The organism is Rugosimonospora acidiphila, assembly GCF_039543385.1.
In the GTDB taxonomy this organism is placed as follows: domain Bacteria; phylum Actinomycetota; class Actinomycetes; order Mycobacteriales; family Micromonosporaceae; genus Rugosimonospora; species Rugosimonospora acidiphila.
In genome coordinates this window covers 1-26,002 of record NZ_BAABJQ010000050.1, presented here as the reverse complement: position 1 = coordinate 26,002, position 26,002 = coordinate 1, and the positions used below count along the sequence as shown (strand labels likewise).

Below are 26,002 nucleotides of genomic sequence, written 5' to 3'. Positions count from 1 at the left end.
GACCCGATCCGCGTCCGATCCTACGGGGGGACTCAGCCCGGCCACGACGACGCGGCAGCCCGCGCGGGTGGCGAGGCTCACCGGGCCGGCTGCAGCGCCTCCACGTACTCCTTGCCCAGCTGGCCGATCACGTCCTGGAACTCGCCCACCGACACTCCTCCGCGCAGCGTGGCGAGCACCGCGCGCATGCCGTACCAGGCCGTCGACAGGTCCACCGCGGCCCGGTTGCCGACCCGCCGCACGAACTCCTCCAGCCCGAACGCCTCGGCCTTCTCGTAGCGCGGCTCCAGCGATTCCGCCAGGCCCCGGGGCAGCTGCGCGGCCAGGTCCCGGGCCTCCCCCGCGGTCAACCGGTCGGCCAGCGTCTGCAGCGCGGCGTGGGCGAGGACCTCCGCCTCGGCGGGGGACATACCGGCGCGAATCGCCACCGCGTCCACAAACTCGTCATACTTCATGCCGAGCTCCTCTCGCTCCACCCCCGTGCCTACCCCCGCGCCGTTACCGGAAACGGCCGGCGCCGGCGGTTGGCGGTGTCTGGCGCGGGTAGCCGGAGACACATGGTGGACAACGCGGAGGTCTTCAAGTACCTCGAAACGGTGGACTTCCCGGCCAGCCGGGACGAGATCGTCGCGGAGGCCGAACGCCTCGGCGCCCCGAACACGGTGGTGCGCGCCCTGCGGGCGATGCCGCCCGTGGAGTACGGCAACCGCAACGAGGTGCTCAAGTCCGCCGGTACCGAGCTGGCTCCCGAGGTCGGCGTGGCGGAGCGGGCGGTCAAGGCCCGGGACAAGACCCACCAACAGGTCTCGGAGCCCCTGCGCCAGCAGTGAGGCCCCGACCCGGACGTCAGGGGCGAAACCGGTAGCCCATGCCGGGCTCGGTCAGCAGGTGCTGCGGGCGGGCCGGGTCGTCCTCCAGCTTGCGCCGCAGCTGGGCCATGTACTGGCGCAGGTACTGCGTCTGGCCGAGGTACGTCGGCCCCCACACCTCCTGTAGCAGCTGCCGCTGGCTGACCAGCTTGCCGGGGTTGCGTACCAGCACGTCGAGCAGCTGCCACTCGGTGCGCGTCAGGTGCACCCCCTGCTCCGGCTCGCCGATGGCGTGGGCGCTGTGCCGCTCCAGGTCCACCGTGTACCGCCCGATCCGGGTCGTCGGCGCCTCGCCGTCGACCGTGACCTTGCGCCGGGTCACCGCCCTGATCCGGGCCAGCAGCTCGTCGATGCTGAAGGGCTTGGTCACGTAGTCGTCCGCACCGGCGTCCAGCGCGTCCACCTTCTCGGTGCTGTTGGTGCGTCCGGAGAGCACCACGATCGGCACCGGCGTCCAGCCGCGCAGGCTGCGGATGACGTCCACTCCGTCGATGTCGGGCAGGCCGAGGTCGAGCACCACCAGGTCGGGGTGCTCCTCGGTCACCACCCGCAGCGCCTGGGAGCCGTCCACGGCGGTGATCACCTCGTACTGACGGGCGGCCAGGTTGATGCGCAGTGCCCGCAGGATCTGCGGCTCGTCATCCACGATGAGGACTTTGGTCACGCGGTCTCCTCCGTGCCGTGCCGCCAGTGCTCGATCCGGGCCAGCGCCGCCGGATCCGCCGTGTTGTCCGCCGGCGACGGTACGGCGACCGGCAGGCGCACGGTCATCGTGATCCCCCCGCCCGGCGTCGTCTCCGGGAACAGGTCCCCGCCCATCGCCTCGGCCAGCCCCCGGGACAGTGCCAACCCCAGCCCGACGCCGGTGTCGTTGGTCCGGTCGCCGAGCCGCTGGAACGGCAGGAATACCCGGTCCCGGTCGGCGACCGGGATGCCCGGGCCGTGGTCGACGACCCTGATCTCCACGTACCCGCCGTGCTCGCTCGCGGTGACCAGGGGCGGGCGGCCCTGCGGGCTGTACCGCAGCGCGTTGCTCAGCAGGTTGGCCAGGATCCGCTCCAGCAGGGCGGGGTCGGCGTTGATCTCGGCCAGCTCGTCGGGTACGTGGATGCCGATGTCGTGGCCGGCCGGGCCGAGATCCTCCACCGCCTTGGCCACCGCCTCCGCCACGCTCATCGCCTGCACCGACGTGCCCAGCACCCCGGCCTGCAGCCGGCTCATGTCCAGCAGGTTGTCCACCAGCCGCACCAGCCGGTCGAGGGACTCGTCGGCGGTGGCCAGCAGTTCGTCCTGGTCATGCTCGTCGAAGACCACCTCGTGGCTGCGCAGGCTGGTGACGGCGGCCTTGGCCGAGGCCAGCGGGGTACGCAGGTCGTGGCTGACCGCCGAGAGCAGCGCGGTGCGCAACTTGTCGGCCTCGGCCAGGGTGCCCGCCGCGGCGGCCTGCTCGGACAACCGCTCCTGGCGCAGCGCCACCGCCGCCTGGGCGGCGAACGCCTGCACCACCCGCCGGTCGGCCGCGGCCAGCGGGTGGCCACGCAGCACCAGCGTGATGTCCTCGTCGACCGGGATGTCGGCGTCACCCTCGAACGGGGTCAGGCAGGGCGCGTCGCCGACCGCACCGGCGATGCGCCAGGAATCCTTGTCCCGCCGCAGGTCCGGGCTTGACGGCGCGTCCGGCCGCCGCTCCAGCAGGGTCACCCCGGTGAAGCCGAGCGCCTCGCGGAGCTGACCGAGCAGGGCCGGCAACGGCCGCGAGCCGCGCAGCACGCTGCCGGCCAAAGTGGACAGGGTGACCGCCTCGGCCCGCGCGGCGGCCGCCTCCCGGGTGCGCCGGGCCGACTGGTCGACCGTCACGCTGACCGCCACCGCCACCGCCAGGAACACGAACAGCGCCAGGATGTTCTGCCACTGGTTGATGGTCCACAGATGGATCGGCGGGGCGAAGTAGTAGTTGAGCAGCAGGAACCCGGCCACCGCCGAGCACAGCGCCGGGTACAGGCCGCCGACCAGCGCCGCGACCACCACCCAGGCCAGGTACAGCAGGATGTCGCTGGGCAGCGACAGCCCCTCGCGGGTCAGGGTCAGCAGGTACGTCAGCACCGGCAGTCCGACCGCGACCAGCCCGAAGCCGACCAGCCGGCGGGGCAGGCTCAGCGCGCTGCCGCCCAGCGTCGGCGCGCCGCGCCCGCGCCCGGCCCGCTCGTGGGTGACCAGGTGAACGTCGATGGGGCCGGCCCCGGCGGTGGTGGTGACCCCGACGCCGGGCGAGAAGACCTGGGCCAATCGGTTGCGCCGGCTGGCGCCGAGCACGAGCTGGCTGGCGTTGACCGCGCGGGCGAAGTCCAGCAGCGCCTTGGGGACATCGTTGCCGACCACCTGGTGGTAGCTGCCGCCGAGGTTCTCCACCAGGGTGCGCTGCCGGGCCAGGTGCGCCGGGCTCTCGCCGCCGGCCAGCCCGTCGCTGCGGGCCACGTGCACCGCCTCCAGGTCCGCGCCCTTGCTGCGGTCGGCGACCCGGGCCGCCCGGCGGATCAGCGTGTCGCCCTCGGGACCTCCGGTCAGCGCGACCACCACCCGTTCCCGGGTCTCCCAACTCTCCGAGATGCGGTGCTCCTCGCGGTACCGGTCGAGCTGTTCGTCGACCTTGTCCGCGAGCCAGAGCAGGGCCAGCTCCCGCAGGGCGGTGAGGTTGCCGACCCGGAAGTAGTTGCCCAGCGCGGCGTCGACGCGCTCCGGCTTGTAGATGTTGCCGTGCGCCATCCGCCGGCGCAGCGCCTCCGGCGTCATGTCGACCAGCTCGATCTGCTCGGCCCGCCGCACCACGGCGTCCGGTACGGTCTCCCGCTGCGGTACCCCGGTGATCTCCTGCACCACGTCGTTGATGGACTCCAGGTGCTGGATGTTGACGGTGGTGAGCACCACCAGCCCGGCGTCCAGCAGCTCCTCGATGTCCTGCCACCGCTTGGCGTTGCGCGATCCGGGCACGTTGGTGTGCGCCATCTCGTCGACCAGGACCACGTCCGGCCGGCGCTCCAGCACGGCGTCCACGTCCAGCTCGGTGAAGCTCGCGCCGCGGTAGGTGAGGTTCCGGCGCGGCAGCACCTCCAGGCCGGTCACCATGGCCTCGGTCCGCGGCCGGTCGTGAGTCTCCACGTACCCGATCACCACGTCGGTGCCGCGGTCGGCGCGGTGGTGGCCCTCCTCGAGCATCTTGAACGTCTTGCCGACGCCTGGAGCCGCACCGAGATAGACGCGCAGCTGCCCCTGCGGCATGCCGCACCCCCTTTCGGCGCCGGGATCATGTTGGACGCTTCGGGAACTGCCTGTCCAGCGCCAAATTCAACGGCAGCACGGTGACCGCCGACGTTCCCATAAACCCTAACGCCCGCCCGGTGGTGTACCTGTCTATCAGCCGTCGTACGGCGGCCACGCTGGTACCCCGGGCCTTGGCGACCCGGGTTACCTGCAGGTCGGCGTACGCGACGCTGATCTGCGGGTCCAGGCCGGAGCCGCTGGCGGTCACCGCGTCGGACGGCACGGCCGGGCTGGCCGGCGCGCCGCCGCGGATGGGGGTGACCATGGCCTTGGAGTAGTCCGCGCCGAACTGGGCACACTCCACCCGTACCCCGCGGTAGACGCGCAGGAACGGGGTGGCCGGACACTCCTGGTTCAGGCTGACCACCCGGGTGACCGGGCCGGTGGTGCCGTCCCGGCGGAACACCCCGAGCACCGCGCCCGCGCCGCCCGGCGTGCAGAACGGCCGGGAGCCGTCCACGCCCTCCAGCTTGCCGACCGCGAGGCTGCGCGAGCAGACCTGGGTCAGCAGGCTCTGGGTGCCGGTGTCGCCCTTGACGGCCGGGTTGGGCAGCGTGTCCACGACCGACTCGGGACCGAGGTTCGAGGCGCTGGTCGCCGTCGGGTCGTACCCGTCGCCGGCCTCGGACGGGCGGGTCTGGAAGTACTGCCGCAGCGGGTCGCCGCTGGAGTCGGTGAACAGCTGCCCGATCCGGGAGCTGCCGACCGTGGTCCCGTTGAACCTCACCAGCGACCCCTCGGCACGGCCGCGCAGCCCGGGTATCTGCCCGATGCCCACGAGCACCAGCGGGTACGCGATGCCGAGCAGCACGGTGAACACGATCACCGCGCGCAGCGCGGCCAGGTGCTGGGCGATCCAGGAAGGCAGTCGCATCTTCAGGCTCCCATCAGGCGATCCCGGGGATGAACTGGATGATCAGGTCAATGATCTTGATGCCGATGAAGGGCGCGATGATGCCACCGAGGCCGAAGATCCAGAGGTTGCGCCGCAACATGGCGGACGCGGTGGACGGCCGGTAGCGCACGCCGCGCAGGGCCAGCGGGATCAGCACCACAATGATGATCGCGTTGAAGATGACCGCGGACAGGATCGCGGAGACCGGGCTGTGCAGCCGCATGATGTTCAGCGCGTCGAGGCCCGGGTAGATCGCGGCGAAGATGGCCGGGATGATCGCGAAGTACTTCGCGATGTCGTTGGCGATGCTGAACGTGGTCAGCGCACCCCGGGTGATCAGCAACTGCTTGCCGATCTCCACGATCTCGATCAGCTTGGTCGGGTCGGAGTCCAGGTCGACCATGTTGCCGGCCTCTTTGGCCGCCGAGGTACCGGTGTTCATCGCCACCCCGACGTCGGCCTGCGCCAGGGCCGGCGCGTCGTTGGTACCGTCGCCGGTCATCGCGACCAGCTTGCCGCCCTCCTGCTCCTTCTTGATCAGGGCCAGCTTGTCCTCCGGCCGGGCCTCGGCGAGGAAGTCGTCCACGCCGGCCTCCTCCGCGATCGCCCGCGCGGTCAGCGGGTTGTCACCGGTGATCATCACCGTGCGGATGCCCATCCGGCGCATCTCGTCGAAGCGCTGCCGCATGCCCTGCTTGACGACGTCCTTGAGGTGGATCACACCGAGTACCCGGGCCGCGCCGCCGATCGTGTCGCCCACCACGAGCGGGGTGCCGCCGACTGCCGAGATGCCGTCCACGATGTCACTGAGCTGCTCGGGTACCGCGCCGCCCTGGCTGCGTACCCACTCGGTCACCGCGGCCGCCGCGCCCTTGCGCAGCTGCCGGGCGGCGCCGCCACCCTCGGCGGACAGGTCGACGCCGGACATCCGGGTCTGCGCCGTGAACGGCACCCACTGCGCGTGCTCCAACTCCCCCGGGCTGCGCTCCCGCAGCCCGAACTCGGTCTTGGCGAACACCACCACCGAGCGCCCCTCCGGCGTCTGGTCGGCCAGGCTGGACAGCTGCGCCGCGTCCGCCAGTTCCTGCGCCGGTACGTCGCCGACCGGGATGAACTCGCTGGCCTGCCGGTTGCCGAGGGTGATGGTGCCGGTCTTGTCCAGCAGCAGGGTGTCCACGTCCCCGGCCGCCTCCACCGCGCGACCGGACAGCGCCAGCACGTTGCGCTGCACCAGCCGGTCCAGGCCGGCGATGCCGATCGCCGACAGCAGCGCGCCGATCGTGGTCGGGATCAGGCAGACCACCAACGACACCAGCACGATGCCGGTGATCCCGTGCGGGTCCAGCGCCTGGCTGTTGCGGGCGAACGCCTGCACGCCCCGGGAGAAGATGGCCAGCGGCTGCAGCGTCGCCACGGCCAGCAGGAAGATGAAGGTCAGCGCGGCGAGCAGGATGTTCAGCGCGATCTCGTTCGGCGTCTTCTGCCGGTTCGCGCCCTCGACCAGGGCGATCATCCGGTCGATGAAGCTCTCCCCCGGCTTCTGCGTGATCTCCACGACGATCCGGTCGGAGAGCACCTTGGTGCCGCCGGTCACCGCCGACCGGTCGCCGCCCGACTCCCGGATGACCGGCGCCGACTCTCCGGTGATCGCCGACTCGTCCACGCTGGCAATGCCGTCGACCACGTCTCCGTCGCCCGGGATCACCTGGCCCGCCTCCACCAGCACGTGGTCGCCCAGCCGCAGTTGGGGCCCTGGCACCAGCTCCTCGCGGGGCTCCGGCTGACCGGGGCGCCAGTCGATCAGCCGCCGGGCCATGGTGTCGGTCTTGGCCCGGCGCAGGGCCGCGGCCTGCGCCTTGCCCCGGCCCTCGGCGACCGCCTCGGCCAGGTTCGCGAACAGCACGGTCAGCCACAGCCACACCGTGATCAGCCACGCGAACACCGTCGAGTGGCCGATGGCCAGCACCGTGGTGAAGATCGAACCGATCTCCACGATGAACATCACCGGGTTGCGCCACAGCGTGTACGGGTTCAGCTTGCGGAACGCGTCCGGGGTCGACTTCAGCAGTTGCTTGGGGTCCAGCAGGCCGCCCTGCGCGCGTCGCGGCGCGACCGCCGCCGGGTTCTCCACCGCTGGTGCGGACATCCGTGCTCCCCCGTTCCCGACCCGTCTGGCTCGGCGCGTCCGGCGCCGCGCAACGATCCGGACCAGTTGTCTCTCAGTGCACTCCCTCGGCCAGCGGGCCGAGAGCGAGCGCGGGCAAGTAGGTCAGCAGCACCACGACCAGCGTCACGGCGACGAGCATGCCGACGAACAGCGGCTGGTAGGTCCGCAGCGTGCCGTCCGACTCGGGTACGGCCTTCTGCCTGGCCAGCGAGCCGGCCAGGCCCAGGACGAACACGATCGGCAGGAACCGGCCGAGCAGCATGGCCAGGCCGGTGGTCGTGTTGTACCAGATCGTGTCGACGGACAGCCCCGCGAACGCGGAGCCGTTGTTGTTGGCCGTCGAGGTGAACGCGTACAGCACCTCGGACAGGCCGTGCGCGCCCGAGTTGAGCATCGAGGCCCGCTCGCCGCCCAGCGCCATGGCCAGGCCGGTGAAGCCCAGCACCAGGGTCGGCGTGGTGAGGATGTACAGCGAGGCGAACTTCACCTCCCGGGAACCGATCTTCTTACCCAGGTACTCCGGGGTGCGCCCCACCATCAGGCCGGCCACGAACACCGTGATGACGGCCAGGATCAGAATGCCGTACAGGCCGGAACCGGTACCACCCGGCGCCACCTCGCCGAGCATCATGTCGGCCAGCGGCACCGCGCCGCCCAGCGCGGTATAGGAATCGTGGAACGAATTCACCGCACCGGTGGAGGTCAGCGTCGTCGCGCTGGCGAAGGTCGCCGAGTTGAGCACTCCGAGTCGGCTCTCCGTGCCCTCGGTCGCCGAACCCACCGCCATCGGCACCGTGCCGTGGTGGATGCCCTGGAACACGTTGACCAGCACGGCGCTGGTGATCGCCAGAAGGCCCATGGCGGAAACCAGCGCGTATCCCTGGCGGTTGCTGCCGACCATCTTGCCGAAGGTGCGCGGCAACGAGAACGGGATGAGCAGGATCAGGAAGATTTCGATCCAGTTGGTCCAGCTCGTCGGGTTCTCGAACGGGTGCGCGCTGTTGGCGTTGTAGAAGCCCCCGCCGTTGGTACCCAGCTCCTTGATGGCCTCCTGGCTGGCCACCGGGCCGCCGGTCACGTGCTGGGTGCTGCCGGCGATGGTGTGCACGTCGGTACCCGCGGAGAGGTTCTCCACCGCGCCACCGGCGATCAGCACTATGGCGCTGATCACCGCTATCGGCAGCAGGATCCACAGCGTGATGCGCACCAGGTCGACCCAGAAGTTGCCCAGCTGGTCGGTCAGCTTCCGGGCGAACCCGCGCACGAGCGCCATGGCCACCGCGATGCCCACCGCGGCGGACACGAAGTTCTGCACCGTCAGGCCGGCCATCTGCACCAGGTGGCCCATGGTCGACTCGCCGGAGTACGCCTGCCAGTTGGTGTTGGCGACGAAGCTGGCCGCGGTGTTCCAGGACAGGTCGGGCGGCACGTTCGGGAAGCCCAGCGACAGCCACAGCCCGCTCTGCACCCGCTGGAACAGGTACAGGAACAGCAGCGAGATCACGGAGAAGGCCAGCACACCGCGCGCGTACCCGGCCCAGGACTGTTCGCCCTCCGGATTGACCCCGATCAGCCGGTAGATGCCGCGCTCCACGACCAGGTGCCGCTTCCGCGAGATCACCCAGTGCATGTAGTTGCCCATCGGGATGTAGAGCAGCCCGAGCACGACGACCATCGAGACGATGAACAGGATGCCGGCGGTGGTGTCGCTCATCAGAAGCGCTCCGGAAACAGCAGCGCCAGCACGAGGAACACGCCGAGAATCAGGACCAGGATCAGCCCGGCGAGGTTGGCGGCGGTCACGCGACCTCCCCACTTCGCGCGCGGGCGCCACGGGGCACCGGCGCGCTGAACTCGAGGTTCCCGATCCTCACTGGAGCGGTGGCTTCGCCGCGCTCACCCGGCCGATGCCCGCTCACAGGCGCTCGACCGCCTTGAGGACCAGCGCCAGCGCCGCGAACACCACCACGGTCAGCAGCACGAAGATGAAGTCCTCCATCTGCCTCTCCTCCCGCAGCTCACCGTGATCGTGGCACTGAACGGGGCCCGGAAAGGTGAATTTTCGTCGCAATCCCCCAGCAGGGGTCCCGAAAGGGGCAGAGTTGATCTCGACACGCCTGACGAACACACACCCCCGCGCTAGCGCAAGTGCCCAACGGGAATCTTGACGTTTTTACGTTTTCTTGACGCCCCACCTCCGGTTCTGGCGCGGGCGGACAGGAAAGGGTGTACCAGTGCCTCAACCCCCCGCACCGCAGAAACAGGCCCCGCTGAGCACGCCCGATCTGCCGCCCCCGATCACGATGCCGCAAGTCCCCGAGACCTGGCGCTACCGGCTCAAGCGGCGCCTGCTCGGGCCGCCGCTGACCACCGCCAGCCTGCACGGCGAACGGCTGTCGCGACCGCTGGCCCTGGGCGTGCTGGCACCCGACTGCATCTCCTCATCCGCGTACGGCACCGAGGAAATGCTCATCGAGCTGCTGCCGATCTTCGGGCTGCTGTCGTTCACCCTGCTGCTGCCGATCACCGGCGTCATCCTGTTCATCCTGGTGCTGCTGACCCTGTCGTACCGGCAGGTGGTGCAGGTGTACACGAAGGCCGGCGGGTCCTACGTGGTGGCCCGGGAGAACTTCGGCCCCAGGGTGGCCCAGATCGCGGCCGTGGCCCTGCTGATCGACTACGTGGTGACCGTGGCGGTGCAGGCCGCCGCCGGTACCGTGGCGGTCGCCTCGGCGATACCGGCCCTCGGCCCGTACAGCCTGGAGATCACGGTCGGCGTGGTGATTCTGCTCGCGTACGGCAACCTGCGCGGCATCCGGGAGGCCGGCCGCGCCTTCGCCCTCCCCACCTACCTCTTCACCGTCGCGCTGGGCGCCATCATCGTCGCCGGCCTGATTCGCGCCGCGCTGGGCCGGCTCGGGCACTACAACCCCTCGACGCTGCCCGGCACGATCACGGTGCACCACACGTCCGGTCTGGTCGCCGGCGCGCTGATCCTGACCCTGCTGCGCTCCTTCGCCAACGGCGGCTCATCGCTGACCGGGCTGGAGGCCATCTCCAACGGGGTCAGCGCGTTCCGCCCGCCGGAGGGCGTCAACGCCCGCAAGGTGCTGGTCACCATGGCCTGCGTGCTGGGCTTCCTGGTCGCCGGGGTATCGCTGCTGGCCCACCTGACGCACGCGACCCCGTACACCAGCGGGTACCCGTCGGTCATCTCGCAGGAGGCCCGGATCGTCGCCGGCGGCGGCCCGCTCGGCACCATCATCTACGGCGCCGTGCAGACCGCGTCCGCGCTGATCCTCTACACCGGCGCCAACACCAGCTTCAACGGCTTCCCGTTCCTGGCCAGCTTCGTCGCCGAAGACTCGTTCCTGCCCCGGCGGCTGACCCGGCGCGGGCACCGGCTGGTCTTCTCCGACGGCATCCTGCTGCTGGCCGCGGTCAGCGTCGTGCTGCTGATCGTGACCCGGGCGAGGGTCAACTCGCTGGTGCCGTTCTACGCGATCGGCGTGTTCACCGGCTTCACGATGGCCGGGCTCGGGATGGCCAAGTACCACCGGACCCACCGGGAGGGCCGCTGGCGCCTCAAGCTGACCATCAACGCAGCGGCCGGCGTGCTGTCCCTGCTCGTGGTGCTCATCTTCGCGGTGGCCAAGTTCACCGAGGGCGCCTGGCTGATCGTGGTGGTCTTCCCGATCCTGTTCCTGCTGCTGATCCGGGTCAACCGCCGGTACCGCGAGGAGGAGGCGGCGCTGTCCAGCCTGGCACCGATCATCGACTCCGGGCCCAACCCTTCCCGGCACGTGATCGTGGTGCTGGTCGACGACCTCGACCTGGCCGCGCTGCGCGCCCTGCGCTACGCCCGGACCCTGCGCCCCAACACGCTGTACGCCGTGCACTTCGCCGTGGACAACGTGCACGCCCAGCGGCTGGCCGAGCGCTGGTCGAACATCCAGCGCGGCGACATCCCGCTGCAACTGCGCGACTGCCCGGACCGCCGGCTGCGCCGCGCCGCGATGGAGATGACCTCCGAGCTGACCGCGGACGGGCGTACCGAGGTGACCGTGGTGCTGCCCCGGCGCGCGTACGGGCTGGCCGCCCGGGTGCTGCACGCGCACAGCGCCGACCGGATCGCCGCCTCGGTCAGCCGCATTCCGCACGCCGCCGCGACCATCGTGCCGTTCGACGTGGACGCCGCGATCCACAAGCTCCAGCAGTTGCCGCCGGCCCAGGGTCCGCAGCCGACAACCGAGCGCAACGGTGCGTCACCGAAGCCGGCGAGGCACCGGCCGACGAACGCCACCCCGGCCGCGCGCCTGCGTCCGCATCAGCGGCACGACGCCGAGGGGGTCATCCAGTCGATCGAGGTGCAGCCCAACGGCAGCGGTCACCTGCTGCGCTGCGAGGTGGTCGACGACACCGGCAGCTTCCTCGTCCTGTTCTACGGGCGTACCCACATCCCCGGCATCTCGCCCGGCCAGGCCATCCGGGTACACGGGACGGTCGGCCGGTACGACAGCGAGCCGGCGATCGCCAACCCGCGCTACGAGTTGCTGCCCTCGGACTGAGACAGGGGCGGGCCGAGAAAGGGGCGGGCCCGAGCCTTTTGGAGGCCCGGGCCCGCTGTCGGTTCTTGTCGAACGCGTCCCAGCTCTTGCAGAAACGCGTCTCAGTTCCTCAAGAACGCGTCTCAGTTCTTGTAGAACGCGTCCACGATCGTCGTCGCCAGCCACTCCTGCGCGGCGTACGCGTCCGGGAAGGCGCTGCCCTGCACCCGCTGGGCGGCGCAGGTCAGGCAGCCCCAGTCGGACGTGGTGTCCAGCAGCCGGTTGTAGAACGCCCGGGCCGCGTACGACGGGGTGGTGATCTCGGCGGGGGTGCCCCAGCCGGTGCTGGGGCGCTGCTGGAACAGGCCGAGCGAGTCGTGATCGACGGCGACGTAGAGGTTGTACAGCCGCGACTCCTGCAGCGCCGTCGCCACCGCGATGATCTGGCCGCGCTCGTCGATACCCATGGCACGACCCACGTCGACGATCGTCTGCGCGTTCTCCCGCTGGTAGATGTCGAGGCCCGGGATCACCGGCAGCGCCGGCTGGGCCGGCGCCTTCGGCTTCGCCGGTGTGGCCGCCTTCGCGGGCGCCATGGTCGGCGCGGGCGCCGTCGGCTGCGGGGCGGCCGGGGGCTCGGCCGGGGTGACTTCGCGTACCGGGATGGCGGACTGGCCGACCGCCGGCGGGGCGGTGCGCTCGGCGGCACGGGAGACCGTGTTGCCACGCTCAGCGGTGCCGCGCTCGGCGGTGCCCTGGTCGGTGCCGGCGGCGAACTGGGCGAGGGACTCGGCGCTCGGTGCCGCGCTCGCGGCGGCCTGCTGGTGCGCCGGGGCGATGGCCGCCACGGCAAGCGCCGCGCCGCACGTGGCGGACAGCGCCAGACGTCTGACTAGCACCGCGCGGGGGACGCGGGGCCGTCGGATGTAGGTGAACAACTGTCGTTTCCGTTCGGGTAAAAGCAAACACCACCGGTGGGGGGCCGGGGGGACGCCGGGGGTTGGCGCCCTTGGCACCGTGCACGGCAACCATCGACGCGAGCAACACCACTCCCCGTAATCGTGCCCGGGGTCACACCATTACCGGCCGTGCCGGGCAGGCCGCGACCCACACCTCTCAAAAGGGAAGGTCATGGCCCAGGCGACATCGACATGTCGCAACGGTGAACGGTCGGGCAGCCCATCCGACCGGCGCCATACGCCCGAATCATGCCCATTTTCGACAGTTACTTTGCGCTACCCAACCCCGACCCCGCAAACCATCCGACGAGGCAGGAAACTCATCGAGGTCGTATCGAGCGGGCAGCCGCGGATCAGTCGTGAGCCGATCGAGCCGGCCAGCCACCCGGATGGCGAAATGAAGATCGGAAAGTCGCTGCGCGTACCCCTGGCAATGTTTGAGCAGATCAGGGTGGTGGCCAATCGACGCGGTATGTCGTGGAGCGCACGTGTACGAGAGTGGATCGCCGAGGGGCTAACGCCGACGCAAACGGTGGGAGCGACCCAGTCCTCGAACTGCACCACCTCGACGCCGCCGCCCGAGCGCTAGCGCGTCTTGCAATGTCAGCGCAGAGCGGCGTAGCGGATCCGCTACCGCGCCGTCATGGTCCGTCCGGCCTGGAAGACGTGCGCACGGTGGGCGGTGGAGGCCTCGTTGGCCGCCGGCGATCAGGGGCCCGCCGCGCGACCCGATACTCGCTTCAGGAACGTCGGTCGGCCGAATAGGCTCCGGGCGTGCGAGCATCGACTCTTCAGGTCGTCCCCGTCGAATGGCATCATCCCGACGCCGCGTCCCTGCGTGACGCGATGGTTGCCGAGATCGAACACCGGTACGCCGACCGGATCAGCGACCCGCGTCAGCGATCGCCGCAGACCTCGGTCGAGTCCGCCACCGTCGCCTACACCGCACTCGCCTACCTCGATCAGACGCCGGTCGGCCACGTCGCGCTGCGCCACCACTTCGGCGACATCGAACTCAAGCGCATGTACGTCGCTCCGGCAGCGCGAGGCACGGGCGTCGGAGCCGCGCTGCTGTCCGCGGCGGAGTCCGCCGCGCGAGCCGCGGGTGCCACCCGGATCCTGCTGCACACCGGCGACCGCCAACCCGAAGCGGTGAGGCTCTACCAACGACACGGCTACCGGCCGGTCCCCCTGTTCCCGCCCTACGACACGATCCCCGGATCGCTCTGCTTCGCCAAACCGCTCGGCGACAACGCAGAGCCACGCATGGGCCATGTCCGAGCCGACCTTGACCCGGATGACTACCGTTAATCGCACTACCGAGGACCGGGGGTGCTTGATGAGGTCGCCATGGCGTTGTTGAGCCCGCCCGCCACCGCACCGACCCGAGCGCCGGCTCGGACCGGCTCACCGCTGGCCACCCGGCTCACGGCGCGCACCAGCAGCACCCCCGGCCGGCTCACGGTGCTGATGGTCGTGCTCGCGGCGCTCGCCATCGCGGCCGGGCTGGCCGCGGTCATCGGCGTCGTGCAGCGCTCCTCGCACGTGCACTCGGTGATCGACCGCACCGGTCCGCTCACGGTCGACGCCCAGGAGCTGTACCGGTCGCTGTCCGACGCGGACGCGATCGCGGCCAACGCGTTCCTGTCGAACGGGCAGGAGCCGGCCGCGCTGCGCACCCGGTACGACAACGACATCGCGGCGGCCAGCGCCGCGCTCACCAGCGCGACCGCGGCCGATCCCGGCCAGCCCGCCGTGCAGGAGATCTCGGCGCAGTTGCCGGTCTACGCCGGCCTGGTGGAGACCGCGCGCACCTACAACCGGCTCAACCTGCCGGTCGGCGCGGCATACCTGCGGGAGGCCTCGGCGCTGATGCGCGATCAACTGCTGACCGCGGCCAAGCGGCTCTACGACGCCGAGACCACCCGCTTCGACTCGGACGCCGACGCGGCCGCCGGGTTCCCGTGGCTGGCCATCGCATTGTCCGTACTGGCCCTGGCCGGCCTCGGGTACGCCCAGGTCACCCTGACCCGCCGCACCAACCGCCTGTTCAACCTCGGTCTGGTGGGCGCGACCGCGATGGGCCTGGCCGCGCTGATCTGGCTGGGCTCCTCCTGGCTGGGCGCGCGCGGCGAACTGGCCAGCGCGCAGCGCGACGGCTCGGCACAGGAGCAGGTGCTCGCCCGGGCCCGCATCGACGCCCTGCAGGCCCGGGCCGACGAGGCGTTGACCCTGGTGGCCAGGGGCAACGGCGCCAGCTTCGACACCGACTACGGCACCATGCTGACCGACCTGGTCGGCAAGAACGGCGACAGCGGCCTGCTTCACCAGGCCGGCGCCGCGGCCACCGACCCGACCGTGCGCACCGCCGTGAACGCGGCGATCTCGTCCGCCAAGGACTGGCGCACCACCCACCAGAAGGCGGACGACGCGAACAAGAACAGCGAGTACACCCGCGCGGTCACGCTGACCATCGGCGACGATCCGGCGAGTTCGGCGAGTTCGTTCAACCACCTGGATCAACAACTCGCGGCCGGAATCGCGGCCACCAGCGCGACGCTCGACCGGCACGCCCGCTCGGCGGCCGGCGCGCTCGCCGCCGCACCCATCGGGCTGGCCGTGCTGACCGTCCTCCTGCTCGTCGGGATGGTCGCGGGCCTTCAGCAGCGCATCGCGGAGTATCGATGAAGAACAGGCTCCTCGCCACCGCCGCGGCCGGCCTGCTGCTGGCCTCCCTGGCCAGCTGCGGATCGCCGGACTCCACCGTCCGCTCCACCGCACCGACCTTCCGGGCACCGATCCCCGCCGGGGTACAGGACCCGGCCAGCGCCGCCCCCGGCGGCACCGACTCCTCCGACGGCAGCTGCGACCCGCGCGCCAGCCTGCGCCCGCCGGCCACCCTGCCGGCGCCCGGCCAGATGCCGGCCGGCTCGACGATGGCGGACATCGTCAAGCACGGCCACCTGACCGTCGGGGTGGACCAGAACACGTATCTGTTCGGCTACCGCGACGCGGTCTCCGGCCAGATCGTGGGCTTCGACATCGACATCGCGAAGCGGATCGCGCAGGCCATCTTCGGCGACGCCAACCCCAACCACCTCCAGCTGGTCGCGATCACCTCGGCGCAGCGCATCCCGTTCGTGCAGCAGGGTCAGGTCGACATCGTGGCCGACTCGATGACGATCAACTGCGAGCGGCTGCAACAGGTCGAGTTCTCCACCGACTACTTCGACGCCGGGCAGAAGATCCTGGTCACCAAGGGCTCGCCGTACCACACGATCGGCGACCTGGGCGGCAAGAAGGTGTGCGCGGCGGCCGGCACCACCTCGATCGTCACTATCGCCACCGAGCCGTCGCACCCGATCCCGGTGTCGGTCAGCGACTGGACCGACTGCCTGGTGATGCTGCAGCAGGGCCAGGTGCAGGCGGTGTCGACCGACGACAACATCCTGGCCGGGCTGGCCAAGCAGGACCCGAACACCGAGGTGGTCGGGCCCCGGTTCACCGACGAGCCGCACGGGCTGGCGATCAAGAAGTCGGACACCGACTTCGTCCGGTTCGTCAACGGGGTGCTCGACCGGATGCGGACCGACGGCACCTGGGCGCAGCTCTACGATCACTGGCTCGGCGGGCCGGCGCCTACGCCGCCGGCCTCGAAGTATTCGGACTGACGCATGCCCATGGACCGACACTCGGCGGACCAGGCGCTGACCGGACTGGGTGCGGCACACGACCGGATAGCCGCCGCCATGTTCGTCATCGACAGCCACGCTGGCCTGGCCTTTCTGCGCGGCACCGGGCTGACCGGGCGCACCGCCGAGCGGGCCCGGGCCATCTCGCCCGAGGTGGACCTGCTGTGGGCGCACTTCAACGCGCTCACCGGCCTGCTGGACCGCGCCCGGGCCATTCGCGGCCAGCGCCGCCTGGGCGACGACGACTGGGAGGCCCTGCGGCTGCTGCTGGCCGAGCCGGTACTCGCCCTGGACGGCACCGGCCTGCCGGTCGAGGCGGGCAGCACCGCGGTGGCCACCCTGCTCGGGGTGCGGGAGCTGAGCAACGGGCTGGAGCAGCGCTGCGGCACGATGACCACCCAACTGGCCGAGGTGGACGCCGCGTGGTCGGCCGTGGCCGGATGCTTCGCGCCGCTCACCGAGGCGTTCGGGGCGGTTGCGGGCCAGGCCGAGGAGTTGGGCGTCGCGGAGCTGACCCGGTCGCTGGGTGAGCGGCTGGACCAGGGGCGCTCCGCCAACCTGCGCGACCCGCTCACCGCCGCGCCGGCCGGGCAGCTTCGGGCCGCCGTACGCGACCTGGCCGGCGAGCTGGCCTCCGAGCTGGACACGGTACGGCAGCGGGTGGCCGGACTGGCCGCGCTGCGCGACCGGTACCCGGATCGGATCGCCGCGCTGGCCACCCTGGTCGAGGAGGTGGCGGCGGCCGAGTCCGGGGTACGCGACGCGTACGCCCGCGCGGAGGAGAAGATCCTCGCTCCCGACCTGCCCGTACCGCCGGCCGCCGCGGGGAGGCTGCGCGCCGCGCTGCCCGGCCCGGACGACGTCCACAAACGACAGTGGGTGCGGCTGGCCGAGGATCTCGCCGCGCTGGAGGAATCGGCCCGGCTCGCGCGGGGCCGCGCCGAGCAGCTGCGCGACGCGGCCGACGGCCTGCTGGCCCGCCGCCAGGAGCTGCGCGGGCGGCTGGACGCGTACCGGGCCAAGGCCGCCCGGGTCGGCTTCGCCGAGGACACCGACCTGTCCGTGCGCTACCAGCGGGCCCATGATCTGCTGTTCACCGCGCCCTGTGATCTCCGCCAGTCCACTCGGGCCGTGTACGCCTACCAGCAGGCGTTGGCCGAGCTGATCGCTTCGAGCAAGGAGCCCCGATGACCAGCGCCCCACCCTGCCTCCGGCCCGGCTGCACAGGTCACTACGCGGCGGACGGGTACTGCGACGAGTGCGGCCACAAGGCGCCGGTGGGCGCGGCCGCCTCGGCCGGCTCGCCCAGCGGCGCGGCGACCCCGGCCGGGTCGCCCACCGGCGGAGCGGCCCCGGCCGGCTCGCGCGGCGGAATGACCTCGGCGGCGACCCTGGGCGGCGGTGCGCCCACCGGCGCCGGCCTGGCCGGTGTCTCCACCGGTACCGGCCGGTCCAGCCGCAGCCGCACCGCCGGTCGCGGCCGGCTGGGCGCGAACCTGGTGGTGGTGCCGCCGGTACCGCTGCGCGACCCGGCCACCGCGGTGCAGTCCGACCCGGCGGTACCGGAGTCCCAGCGGTACTGCCCGAAGTGCGGGGAGCCGGTCGGGCGTGGCCGCAACGGGCAGCCCGGCCGGGTCGAGGGCTTCTGCCCGCGCGACGGGGCACGGTATTCGTTCAAGCCCAAGCTGCGCCCCGGCGACCTGATCGACGGCCGGTACGAGATCCTCGGCGCGCTGGCCCACGGCGGCCTGGGCTGGATCTACCTCGCCCGGGACCGCAACATCAGTGAGGCCGGCACCGACCGGTGGGTGGTCCTCAAGGGCCTGATCAACACCGGCGACCCGGACGCCATGGCCGCGGCGGTCGCCGAGCGACGGTTCCTGGTCGAGGTCGACCACCCGAACATCGTGAAGATCCACGATTTCGCGCAACACCCGGACCCGGACACCGGCGAGAACGTCGGCTACATCGTCATGGAGTACGTCGGCGGCCGGTCGCTGCGCGACCTCGCGCTGAACAACCGTGGGCCGGACGGCACCCGGGTGCCGTTGCCGCTGGCGCAGGTCCTCGCGTACGGCATCGAGGTGCTCCCGGCCCTGGGCTACCTGCACGATCGCGGGCTGCTGTTCTGCGACTTCAAGCCGGACAACGTGATCCACGCCGAGGAGCAGCTCAAGCTCATCGACCTGGGCGCGGTACGCCGGATGGGCGACGACGTCTCGGCCCTCTACGGCACGCCGGGCTACCAGGCACCGGAGAACGAGCTGGCCACCGTCGGCCCGTCGATCGGCTCGGACCTCTACACGGTGGGCCGGTCGCTGGCGGTGCTCAGCTTCGACTTCTCCGGCTTCAGCACCCGGTACGCCAGTTCACTTCCGCCGGCCGAGACGGTGCCCCTGCTGGCCGCGCAGGAGTCCTACCACCGGCTGCTGCGCCGCGCCACGAACACCGATCCGGCCCGGCGGTTCCCGTCCGCGGGCGAGATGGCCGAGCAGCTGACCGGCGTGCTGCGCGAGGTGCTCAGCGCCGAGGACGGGATACCGCGACCGGCCGCCTCGGGGCAGTTCACCCCGGAGCGGCGGGCGTTCGGAGTGCCACACGAGTCGGCCGCGGCACGGTTGGACGGGCTCGAGGTGGTGGCCGCCCTGCCGCTGCCGCTGGTCGACCCGGCCGACCCGGCGGCCGGGTTCCTGGCCACCCTGTCGGGCGGTGATCCGGCCAGTACCGTGGCCGCGCTGGAGACCGCGCCGGTCACGAGCCTGGAGCTGACGTTCCGCCTGGTCCGCGCCCGGTTGGAGGCGGGCGACCTGGCCGGCGCCCGGGCCGCCCTGCCGGCCGCCGAGCCGGAGGCGTACGACTGGCGGCTGGACTGGTACGCGGGGCTGCTGGCGCTGTCCGATCCGGCCGCCGAACCGACGACGGCCTGGGACCTGTTCGACAAGGTCTACGACGCGCTGCCCGGCGAGCCGGCCGCGCAGCTGGCCACGGCCGCGGCCGGCGAGCTGGCCGGTGACCTCGCCGCCGCGGCCCGCCTGTACGAACGGGTCTGGCGGGTCGACCACGGCTTCGTCAGCGCCGCGTTCGGGCTGGCCCGCACCAGGTTGGCGGCCGGGGACCGGGCCGGGGCGCGGGCGATCTACGACGAGATACCCGACAGCTCCAGCCACCACGTGGCGGCGCAGATCGCGGCGGTCCGGGTGCATCTCGACCAGGAGCCGGTGGGGTTGGCCGAGGCGGACCTGCTGGACGCGTCGACCCGGCTGGAGCGGCTGCGCCTGGACAAGCAGCGCCGCGAGACGCTGTCGGTCGAGGTGTTCCGAACCGCGCTGGCGTGGGTGATCAGGGGCAGCGGTACGGGCGCCGGGGTACCCGGGCAGGCCGCCGCCGCAGGCCGCGCCCCGAACGGCGGGGGCCAGCGGACGGTACCGGCGCAGCGGACGGCCACCGCCGGCCGGATCCTCGGTCAGGTGCTCAGCGAACGGGACGTCCGGCTGGGGCTGGAACGCTCGTACCGGGCCCTCGCCTCGCTCGAGCCGGACCGCGGCGCCCGGCACGCGCTGGTCGACCTGGCCAACTCCGTGCGCCCCCGGACGGTCGTCTGATGGGGCCGCAGAGCGAGCCGCTCGCCGCCGAGTCGACCGGGGCACCGGCCGCCCACGGGACGTCGTGCCCGTCCTGCGGCGCGGACGTCGGCGAGTCCGACCGGTTCTGCGAGGCGTGCCGGTACGACCTGGTCGCGGGCGTCGCCACGGTGGCACCGGCGCGGCCCGGACCACGCTGGTTGACCTCGACGGGCGCGCCGAACGCGTGCGGCGCCTGCGGCGGCACGGCGTTCGGGCCGGAGGGCTACTGCGACACCTGCGGCCAGCGCCGGCCGGCCGGCCGCGACCACAGCGAACTGGACCTCGGCGCGGTCGCCGCGGTCAGCGACATCGGCCACCGGCACCGCCACAACGAGGACGCCGTGGCGATCGGGCTGCTGCCCGGCGCCCTGGCCGCCGTGGTCTGTGATGGCGTGTCGTCCTCGACCCGCCCGGACACCGCGTCGTACCCGGCCGTGGACGCCGCCGCCGAGGCGTTGCTCGCCGCGCTGAGCGGCGGGGACGGTCCGGAGCCGGCCCTGGAGGCGGCGGCCCGGGCCGCTCAGGCCGCCGCCGCGCTGGCCGGCGGGGCCGGGCCCGGTGGAAACCCGCCCAGCTGCACCTTCGTGGCGGGCGTGGTGACCGCAGACTCGGTCAGCGTCGGCTGGGTGGGCGACAGCCGGGCGTACTGGCTGCCGGACCGCGACGCCGAGCCGGCGGTGCTGACCACCGACGACTCGCTGGCCGGACGGCTGGCCGCGACCGGGGTACCGGTGGCGGAGGTCCCGCAGGGCGCGACCGCCGGTGCGCTGGTGCGCTGGCTCGGTGCCGACGCTCAGGACACCGCGCCGCACCTGGTCACCATCCGGCCGACCGGGCCGGGCCGCCTGCTGGTGTGCAGCGACGGGCTGTTCCGGTACCGGCCGCTGCCGACCGAGCTGGCCGCCGCCACCCCGGCCGGTACGCCGATCGACACCGCGCGCGGCCTCGTCGCGCTGGCTCTGAACGCCGGCGGACAGGACAACGTGACAGTTGCCGTACTGCCCTACCCCGCAATCGAACGTTCCGAGGAGAGACCCGGATGAGTGAGCCAGCCGCCGCCTTCACGGCGGAGGTCTACCAGAACCAGTACCTGCCCGCGGGCGGCGACGTCGTGGACGCCGTGATCACCGTTACCGCCACCGGAACCGGCCTGCACACCGGCGGCGCGCCGACCGCCGCCGAGGTCATCATGATCGACTGCTCCGGGTCGATGGCCAACCCGCCGACCAAGCTCGCCGAGGCGAAGAAGGCCTGTGCCACCGCGATCGACACGCTCCGCGACGGGGTGGCGTTCGCCATCATCGCCGGGCGGCACGACGCGCAGATGGTCTTCCCGCCAGACTCCACCCTGGCCCCGGCGACACCGGCCAACAAGGAGGCGGCCAAGGCCGCGGTGCAGCGGCTGCTCGCCGCGGGCGGCACCGCGATCGGCGAGTGGCTGGGCCTGGCCAACCGGGTGTTCTCCGGCCACCCGGCCGAGGTCAAGCACGCCATCATGCTCACCGACGGGCGTAACCAGCACGAGACTCCCGCGCAGTTGGCGGCGACCCTGAGCAACTGCGAGGGGCGCTTCATCTGCGACAGCCGCGGCGTGGGCGCCGACTGGGTGGCCAACGAGCTGCGCAGCGTGGCGTCGACCCTGCTCGGTACCGCCGACGGGCTGGAGGATCCCAGCGAGTTGCCGGCCGCGTTCCAGGCGATGACCCAGGCCGCGATGGGCAAGGCGATTGCCGAGGCATCGCTGCGGGTGTGGAGCCCGGCCGGCGCGACCGTCCGGTTCGTCAAGCAGGCGTTCCCGCAGGTGGAAGACCTGACCGGGCGGCGCACCGACCTCAGCGCGCGGGTCGGCGAGTACCCGACCGGTGCCTGGGGGGCGGAGAGCCGCGACTACCACATCTCGATCCAGGTGCCGGTCGGCACCGTGGGCGAGGAGGTACTCGCCGCCCGGGTGAGCCTGGTCAGCGGCGACAGCGTGCTGGCGCAGTCGCTGGTGCTGGCGACGTGGACCGACGACACCGCGCTGTCCACGAAGATCAATCAGCGGGTGGCGCACTACACCGGCCAGGCCGAGCTGGCCAGCGCGATCCAGGAGGGGCTGGCCGCGCGGGACGCCGGAGACGTCGAGAAGGCCACCTCGAAGTTGGGCCGGGCGGTGCAGCTCGCCGAGGAGTCGGGGCACACCGACACGGCCAAGCTGCTCGGCAGGGTCGTCGAGGTGATCGACGCGCCCACCGGCACGATCCGGCTCAAGCCCAAGGTCGCCGGCGTGGACGCCGAACTGGCCAACGTGCGTTCGGTGAAGACCATCCGGGTCAAGAAGAGCGAGGAGGGCTAGGGATGCCCACCTGCCCGAAGGGACACCAGTCGGCGGACGCCGATTACTGCGACGAGTGCGGAGCCCCGATCGGAGGCCGCTCCGCCGCAGCGGGCTCAGCCGCGCCGGGCTCAGCCGCTCCCGGATCAGTCGCTCCCGGATCGGCCGCCCGGCCGGCGGCCCCGGTCGGCGGTTCGGCGGCCGGTGGCACGCTGATCGCGGGCGAGTCGTGTCCGAATTGCTCCACGCCGCGCGCCGACCGGTTCTGCGAGGTCTGCGGCCATGACTTCGTGGCGGCGGAGCTCTCGGCGGGGGCCGAAGCGCCGGCGGGTGCCGTGCCGGCGGGTGCCGTGCCGAACGGCATGCCGCCGCCCGGCCCGGACTTCGGCGCGGACCCGGGCGTCGATGCCGCTGCGGATGCCGGCGCCGGCGCCGGCGCGGCCAGGAGCGACGGCGCCCCGGCCGGGGCGGCCGGAAACGGCGCGGGTGCCCAGCCGCGCTCGGCGCGGCCGGACGGGTCGCTGCCGAGCCGCGACCCGGCACCGGCGTCCGCCTGGCGCGTGGCCGTCTCCGCCGACCGCGACTACCACGCACGGATGCAGGCCCTCGCCGACCCGGAGGCCGAGCCGATCGCGTTTCCGGTCTTCTGCCCGGAGCGGCGATTCTCGCTGCAAGGGCCACAGATGCTGATCGGGCGCCAGAGCCGTTCCCGGGGCATCGAGCCGGACATCGACCTCACCGGCCCGCCCGTCGATCCCGCCGTCTCGCACGCCCACGCGATGCTGGTGGCTCAGCCGGACGGTGCGTGGGCGCTGGTCGACCTCGGCTCGGCCAACGGCACGTACCTCAACGACCGGACCGAACCGGTCGAGGAGAACGTCGCGGTACCGCTGTCCGACGGCGACCGGATCCACGTCGGCGCGTTCAGCACCCTGACCCTGCACAGGATCTGATCGCGCCGGACCGGCTCGCCGGCGGCCTCGGCAGGGCCGACAGCGCCGACGGATCCGGCGGGATCGACGGGGCCGGCCGGCCCTGCCCGGACAGGAACTGCCACAGGATCTCGTTGGGCCGAAACGCGCCCGACGCCGGCGGCCAGCGATGCCCCTTGCCGGCCAGGGTGTACAGCTCGACCGTGCCGCCGTCGCGGCAGCCCCGGTACGAGGTCACCGTCACGCCCGGGAACGGCCGGCCGGTCGCCGCCCCGGCCGGGCAGCCGTCGTACCGGGCCCAGCGGGCCGCCGCCACCGGCACGCTGTAGGTCCAGTACGGCTGCCCGTGCCCGTGGTACGGGTTGGTGCGGTCGGCGGTGCCGTGGAACGCCAGCACCGGTACCGCGCCGCCGCTCGGGTGGCACCCGGATGGCGCCCGGATGCCGGACACCGCCACCAGGCCGGCGAGCCGGACCGGCGGGGTACACGCCAGCTGGCTGGCCATCCGGGCGCCGCCGGAGAACCCGGACGCGTAGACCCGCCCGGTGTCCACGCAGTACCGCTCGCCCAGCAGGCGCACCACGTCGCCCAGGTACGCGACATCGTTGGGGCCACGGGAGGCGAACGACGGCGTACCTGGGATGTTCCAGGCGAAGCCGCCGCCGCTGTGCCGGGCGGCCTGCGGGTACGCGACGACGAAACCGTGCTCGTCGGCCGTCGCGTCCAGCCCGCTGGCCCGCTCCTGCTTGGCCGCCGTTGACCCGGTGCCGTGCAGGTTGAGCAGCAGCGGCAGCGGTCGCTTGCCGGTGTACCCGGGGGGAATGCGCACCCGTACCGTGCGCTGCCGGCCGGCTATGGCCTCGGTGATCGTCACCTGACCGGGCGCCGCGGCCCGCCCGCAGCCGGCGGTGGCGGTACGCTCGCCCACCCCGTCGGCCGTGACCGCCGAAGCCGCCGGGGCGGCGAGGGCGATCGGGCTTGGCCGGCCAACGGGCGCGGACCGGCCCGGGTCGCATCCGGCGGCGCCGCCGACGAGCAGCCCGAGCGCGATAACGAGCGCGGCCGCCGCGCCGCGCGATCGCCGTGCTGCCGGTCCTAGCGCACCCATCCGTGCCGCCCCTCCCGCGCGTCGAGGGCATGATAGGCGCGCCGCCGGGATCCAGGCACCCCCCACGACCGGGCGGCGCCCGCGGGCGGCAGCCGGCCGGATGGCGCAGCACCGCGTGGCGCACCAGCCCGGCACCCGACGCGGACGCCGAGGCGGACACCCAGGCGGAAAGCGGGCGCGATACCGGGGTGGGCCACAGCTCAGGTTGCCCTGCGGCGCGGCGGCTAACCCCCGCATCAACCGATCGGTTGATCCGCCGCGCCCCGGCGGTTGACCGTTCCCGTCCACCGAAGTCACGCCGCATCCCCGCTGGCTGATCGATTCGCCGGCCCCGCCGCGCGACGAGGCTTGAAGCCATGGACGACAACACGAGCACACCGGCGATCGAGGTCAGTCACCTGCGCAAGCAGTACCGCGACACCGTCGCAGTCGAGGACGTCTCCTTCCACCATCGCACTACATGGAGGATCAGGTCACGCTCGACGTGCGTGACGACGGCGTCGGCTTCGAACCTTCCGAGGTCCCCATCCGTGAGGACGGCGGCTTCGGGCTCAAGGCCATGCGCCAGCGACTGCAGCGCATCGCCGGGCTGCTGGAGGTCGAGTCGGAGCCGGGCGGCGGCACCGCCATCTCGGCCAGCGTGCCGGCGATCCCGTCGGGGGGCGCGGCGTGATCCGGCTGCTGATCGTGGACGACCACCCCGTGGTGCGCGACGGGCTACGCGGGATGCTGACCGGCGACGCCGAGTTCGAGGTGCTGGGCGAGGCGGCCGACGGGGCCGAGGCGGTCACGCTGGCGGAGTCGCTGCGCCCGGACGTGGTGCTGATGGATCTGCGGGTGCCGGGCACGGACGGGGTACGCGCGATCGGGATGCTGCGCGATCGCGGGATACCGGCGCGGGTACTGGTGCTCACCACGTACGACACGGACAGCGACGTGCTGCCCGCGATCGAGGCGGGGGCCAACGGGTACCTGCTCAAGGACACCCCTCGGGAGGAGCTGTTCCGGGCGGTACGGGCGGCGGCGCGCGGCTCGCCCGGCGGGGCTCACTCGGCCGGGTCGGTGGTTTCGGGCACCCGCCCCCGGCGGAAGTCGGACGGGCGCACGTCCGGGTTGGCGTTCAGCCGGGCCAGGTACTCGTTGTAGGCGTTGAGCGCCGGATCGGCCGGGTCGTCCTGGAGCACCGGCCGGCTGGGTGCCGGCACGCTGACCCGCAGGAGCGGCTCCTCCACCTTCTTCGGTTCATCGGTGGGTGGGCCATCCAACTCACCGCGGATCTCCCGATACCACACGAAGATCACGAACAGTGCGAAGAAGGGCCACTCGAAGGCGTACCCGTAGCTCAGCGCGTTGCCGCCCTCGGCGCGCCCGATCTGCCACCAGCCGAGGCCCAGGAAGGCCCCGACCAGCACGATCATCGCGACGTGCCGCGCCACCCAGCGCGGCGCCAGGAACCGGCGCATGTCCACCAGGGTAGCCCCGGCCGGTCGGACCCCGTCCGGCCGCCGCCCGCCCCGGCGGGCAGCCCGGGTCGAGCCGGGCGCGCCGGGCCGGGCGGGCCGGGCGGGCGGGGCGCGA

The 26,002-nt window shown here is 72.4% G+C and carries 22 protein-coding genes and 1 pseudogene; 12 read left to right on the top strand and 11 right to left on the bottom strand.

Translation table 11 applies throughout. The features are described from left to right. Nucleotides 1-77 precede the first annotated feature (77 nt). The gene (locus ABEA87_RS40565) at nt 78-455 is read right to left on the bottom strand and encodes a DUF2267 domain-containing protein (RefSeq protein ID WP_345639055.1); all 378 of its coding nucleotides are present in this window, start codon (nt 453-455) and stop codon (nt 78-80) included. Between the two features lie 102 nt (nt 456-557). Here ABEA87_RS40565 and ABEA87_RS40560 point away from each other — a divergent pair, with 102 nt between their 5' ends. After that, a complete protein-coding gene (locus tag ABEA87_RS40560) occupies nt 558-830 on the top strand; it encodes a DUF2795 domain-containing protein (RefSeq protein ID WP_345639053.1) in 273 nt (90 codons plus the stop codon). A 16-nt stretch (nt 831-846) separates the two neighbouring features. Here the strand turns inward: ABEA87_RS40560 and ABEA87_RS40555 are convergent, their stop codons facing one another. The 7 genes from ABEA87_RS40555 to ABEA87_RS40525 all read right to left on the bottom strand — a co-directional run bounded on the left by ABEA87_RS40555 (nt 847) and on the right by ABEA87_RS40525 (nt 9,320). Next, a complete protein-coding gene (locus ABEA87_RS40555; protein ID WP_345639051.1) occupies nt 847-1,533 on the bottom strand; it encodes a response regulator in 687 nt (228 codons plus the stop codon). Then, nucleotides 1,530-4,145, bottom strand: coding sequence for a sensor histidine kinase (locus tag ABEA87_RS40550; RefSeq protein WP_345639050.1), 2,616 nt, complete (start codon nt 4,143-4,145; stop codon nt 1,530-1,532). The genes ABEA87_RS40555 and ABEA87_RS40550 overlap by 4 nt, the downstream gene beginning before the upstream one ends. Before the next feature lie 25 nt (nt 4,146-4,170). After that, nucleotides 4,171-5,061: a potassium-transporting ATPase subunit C gene (locus ABEA87_RS40545; protein ID WP_345639048.1), complete on the bottom strand. Its 891-nt coding sequence runs from the start codon at nt 5,059-5,061 to the stop codon at nt 4,171-4,173. 13 nt (nt 5,062-5,074) lie between these two features. After that, entirely contained in the window at nt 5,075-7,228 is a 2,154-nt protein-coding gene (gene kdpB / locus ABEA87_RS40540; RefSeq protein ID WP_345639047.1) for a potassium-transporting ATPase subunit KdpB, read from the bottom strand. A gap of 73 nt (nt 7,229-7,301) precedes the next feature. Next, complete coding sequence (gene kdpA / locus ABEA87_RS40535) at nt 7,302-8,963, bottom strand: potassium-transporting ATPase subunit KdpA (protein ID WP_345639045.1); 1,662 nt, start codon at nt 8,961-8,963, stop codon at nt 7,302-7,304. Beyond that, nucleotides 8,963-9,052: a potassium-transporting ATPase subunit F gene (locus ABEA87_RS40530; protein ID WP_345639043.1), complete on the bottom strand. Its 90-nt coding sequence runs from the start codon at nt 9,050-9,052 to the stop codon at nt 8,963-8,965. Before ABEA87_RS40530 ends, kdpA begins: the two co-directional genes overlap by 1 nt. A gap of 112 nt (nt 9,053-9,164) precedes the next feature. Continuing rightward, nucleotides 9,165-9,320 carry a hypothetical protein gene (locus ABEA87_RS40525; RefSeq protein ID WP_345639041.1) on the bottom strand — a complete coding sequence of 52 codons (156 nt, stop codon included), beginning with the start codon at nt 9,318-9,320 and terminating at the stop codon, nt 9,165-9,167. Between the two features lie 163 nt (nt 9,321-9,483). Between ABEA87_RS40525 and ABEA87_RS40520 the strand changes: the two genes are divergently transcribed. Next, on the top strand, nt 9,484-11,817 hold the full coding sequence (locus ABEA87_RS40520) for an amino acid permease (RefSeq protein WP_345639040.1): 2,334 nt from the start codon (nt 9,484-9,486) through the stop codon (nt 11,815-11,817). Nucleotides 11,818-11,939: 122 nt separating this feature from the next. Here the strand turns inward: ABEA87_RS40520 and ABEA87_RS40515 are convergent, their stop codons facing one another. Then, nucleotides 11,940-12,695, bottom strand: a complete 756-nt coding sequence (locus ABEA87_RS40515) for a hypothetical protein (RefSeq protein ID WP_345639039.1) — start codon at nt 12,693-12,695, stop codon at nt 11,940-11,942. Nucleotides 12,696-13,529: 834 nt separating this feature from the next. Between ABEA87_RS40515 and ABEA87_RS40510 the strand changes: the two genes are divergently transcribed. From ABEA87_RS40510 to ABEA87_RS40475, 8 genes are all read left to right on the top strand, one after another. After that, nucleotides 13,530-14,066, top strand: coding sequence for a GNAT family N-acetyltransferase (locus ABEA87_RS40510; RefSeq protein ID WP_345639037.1), 537 nt, complete (start codon nt 13,530-13,532; stop codon nt 14,064-14,066). A gap of 21 nt (nt 14,067-14,087) precedes the next feature. Then, nucleotides 14,088-15,443: a hypothetical protein gene (locus ABEA87_RS40505; protein WP_345639035.1), complete on the top strand. Its 1,356-nt coding sequence runs from the start codon at nt 14,088-14,090 to the stop codon at nt 15,441-15,443. After that, nucleotides 15,440-16,426 carry a glutamate ABC transporter substrate-binding protein gene (locus ABEA87_RS40500; protein WP_345639033.1) on the top strand — a complete coding sequence of 329 codons (987 nt, stop codon included), beginning with the start codon at nt 15,440-15,442 and terminating at the stop codon, nt 16,424-16,426. Before ABEA87_RS40505 ends, ABEA87_RS40500 begins: the two co-directional genes overlap by 4 nt. 3 nt (nt 16,427-16,429) lie before the next feature. Beyond that, nucleotides 16,430-17,638, top strand: coding sequence for a hypothetical protein (locus tag ABEA87_RS40495; protein WP_345639031.1), 1,209 nt, complete (start codon nt 16,430-16,432; stop codon nt 17,636-17,638). Next, nucleotides 17,635-20,049: a serine/threonine-protein kinase gene (locus ABEA87_RS40490; protein ID WP_345639029.1), complete on the top strand. Its 2,415-nt coding sequence runs from the start codon at nt 17,635-17,637 to the stop codon at nt 20,047-20,049. The genes ABEA87_RS40495 and ABEA87_RS40490 overlap by 4 nt, the downstream gene beginning before the upstream one ends. Then, nucleotides 20,049-21,113 carry a PP2C family protein-serine/threonine phosphatase gene (locus ABEA87_RS40485; protein WP_345639028.1) on the top strand — a complete coding sequence of 355 codons (1,065 nt, stop codon included), beginning with the start codon at nt 20,049-20,051 and terminating at the stop codon, nt 21,111-21,113. Before ABEA87_RS40490 ends, ABEA87_RS40485 begins: the two co-directional genes overlap by 1 nt. Next, nucleotides 21,110-22,405 carry a VWA domain-containing protein gene (locus ABEA87_RS40480; RefSeq protein WP_345639026.1) on the top strand — a complete coding sequence of 432 codons (1,296 nt, stop codon included), beginning with the start codon at nt 21,110-21,112 and terminating at the stop codon, nt 22,403-22,405. The genes ABEA87_RS40485 and ABEA87_RS40480 overlap by 4 nt, the downstream gene beginning before the upstream one ends. A 269-nt stretch (nt 22,406-22,674) precedes the next feature. Next, nucleotides 22,675-23,337 carry an FHA domain-containing protein gene (locus ABEA87_RS40475; protein ID WP_345639025.1) on the top strand — a complete coding sequence of 221 codons (663 nt, stop codon included), beginning with the start codon at nt 22,675-22,677 and terminating at the stop codon, nt 23,335-23,337. Here the strand turns inward: ABEA87_RS40475 and ABEA87_RS40470 are convergent. Next, nucleotides 23,309-24,244, bottom strand: a complete 936-nt coding sequence (locus tag ABEA87_RS40470) for a CE1 family esterase (RefSeq protein ID WP_345639023.1) — start codon at nt 24,242-24,244, stop codon at nt 23,309-23,311. The two genes, ABEA87_RS40475 and ABEA87_RS40470, sit on opposite strands and share 29 nt — an antisense overlap. A gap of 640 nt (nt 24,245-24,884) precedes the next feature. Between ABEA87_RS40470 and ABEA87_RS40465 the strand changes: the two genes are divergently transcribed. Next, the gene (locus ABEA87_RS40465; protein ID WP_345639022.1) at nt 24,885-25,097 is read left to right on the top strand and encodes an ATP-binding protein; all 213 of its coding nucleotides are present in this window, start codon (nt 24,885-24,887) and stop codon (nt 25,095-25,097) included. Then, nucleotides 25,094-25,456: pseudogene (locus ABEA87_RS40460) on the top strand (response regulator); the annotation flags it as partial. The gene ABEA87_RS40465 and the pseudogene ABEA87_RS40460, both read left to right, overlap by 4 nt. Nucleotides 25,457-25,470: 14 nt before the next feature. Here ABEA87_RS40460 and ABEA87_RS40455 read toward each other — a convergent pair. Beyond that, nucleotides 25,471-25,887, bottom strand: coding sequence for a hypothetical protein (locus ABEA87_RS40455; RefSeq protein WP_345639079.1), 417 nt, complete (start codon nt 25,885-25,887; stop codon nt 25,471-25,473). Nucleotides 25,888-26,002 lie beyond the last annotated feature (115 nt).

What these genes read in the sequence shown, in the direction of transcription:
- ABEA87_RS40455 (WP_345639079.1), bottom strand. Translation starts at nt 25,887, where the DNA reads ATGCGCCGGTTCCTGGCGCCGCGCTGGGTGGCGCGGCACGTCGCGATG.
- kdpA (WP_345639045.1), bottom strand. Translation starts at nt 8,963, where the DNA reads ATGAGCGACACCACCGCCGGCATCCTGTTCATCGTCTCGATGGTCGTC.
- ABEA87_RS40495 (WP_345639031.1), top strand. Translation starts at nt 16,430, where the DNA reads ATGCCCATGGACCGACACTCGGCGGACCAGGCGCTGACCGGACTGGGT.
- ABEA87_RS40500 (WP_345639033.1), top strand. Translation starts at nt 15,440, where the DNA reads ATGAAGAACAGGCTCCTCGCCACCGCCGCGGCCGGCCTGCTGCTGGCC.
- ABEA87_RS40490 (WP_345639029.1), top strand. Translation starts at nt 17,635, where the DNA reads ATGACCAGCGCCCCACCCTGCCTCCGGCCCGGCTGCACAGGTCACTAC.
- ABEA87_RS40560 (WP_345639053.1), top strand. Translation starts at nt 558, where the DNA reads ATGGTGGACAACGCGGAGGTCTTCAAGTACCTCGAAACGGTGGACTTC.
- ABEA87_RS40485 (WP_345639028.1), top strand. Translation starts at nt 20,049, where the DNA reads ATGGGGCCGCAGAGCGAGCCGCTCGCCGCCGAGTCGACCGGGGCACCG.
- ABEA87_RS40465 (WP_345639022.1), top strand. Translation starts at nt 24,885, where the DNA reads ATGGAGGATCAGGTCACGCTCGACGTGCGTGACGACGGCGTCGGCTTC.
- kdpB (WP_345639047.1), bottom strand. Translation starts at nt 7,228, where the DNA reads ATGTCCGCACCAGCGGTGGAGAACCCGGCGGCGGTCGCGCCGCGACGC.
- ABEA87_RS40545 (WP_345639048.1), bottom strand. Translation starts at nt 5,061, where the DNA reads ATGCGACTGCCTTCCTGGATCGCCCAGCACCTGGCCGCGCTGCGCGCG.
- ABEA87_RS40550 (WP_345639050.1), bottom strand. Translation starts at nt 4,145, where the DNA reads ATGCCGCAGGGGCAGCTGCGCGTCTATCTCGGTGCGGCTCCAGGCGTC.
- ABEA87_RS40565 (WP_345639055.1), bottom strand. Translation starts at nt 455, where the DNA reads ATGAAGTATGACGAGTTTGTGGACGCGGTGGCGATTCGCGCCGGTATG.
- ABEA87_RS40480 (WP_345639026.1), top strand. Translation starts at nt 21,110, where the DNA reads ATGAGTGAGCCAGCCGCCGCCTTCACGGCGGAGGTCTACCAGAACCAG.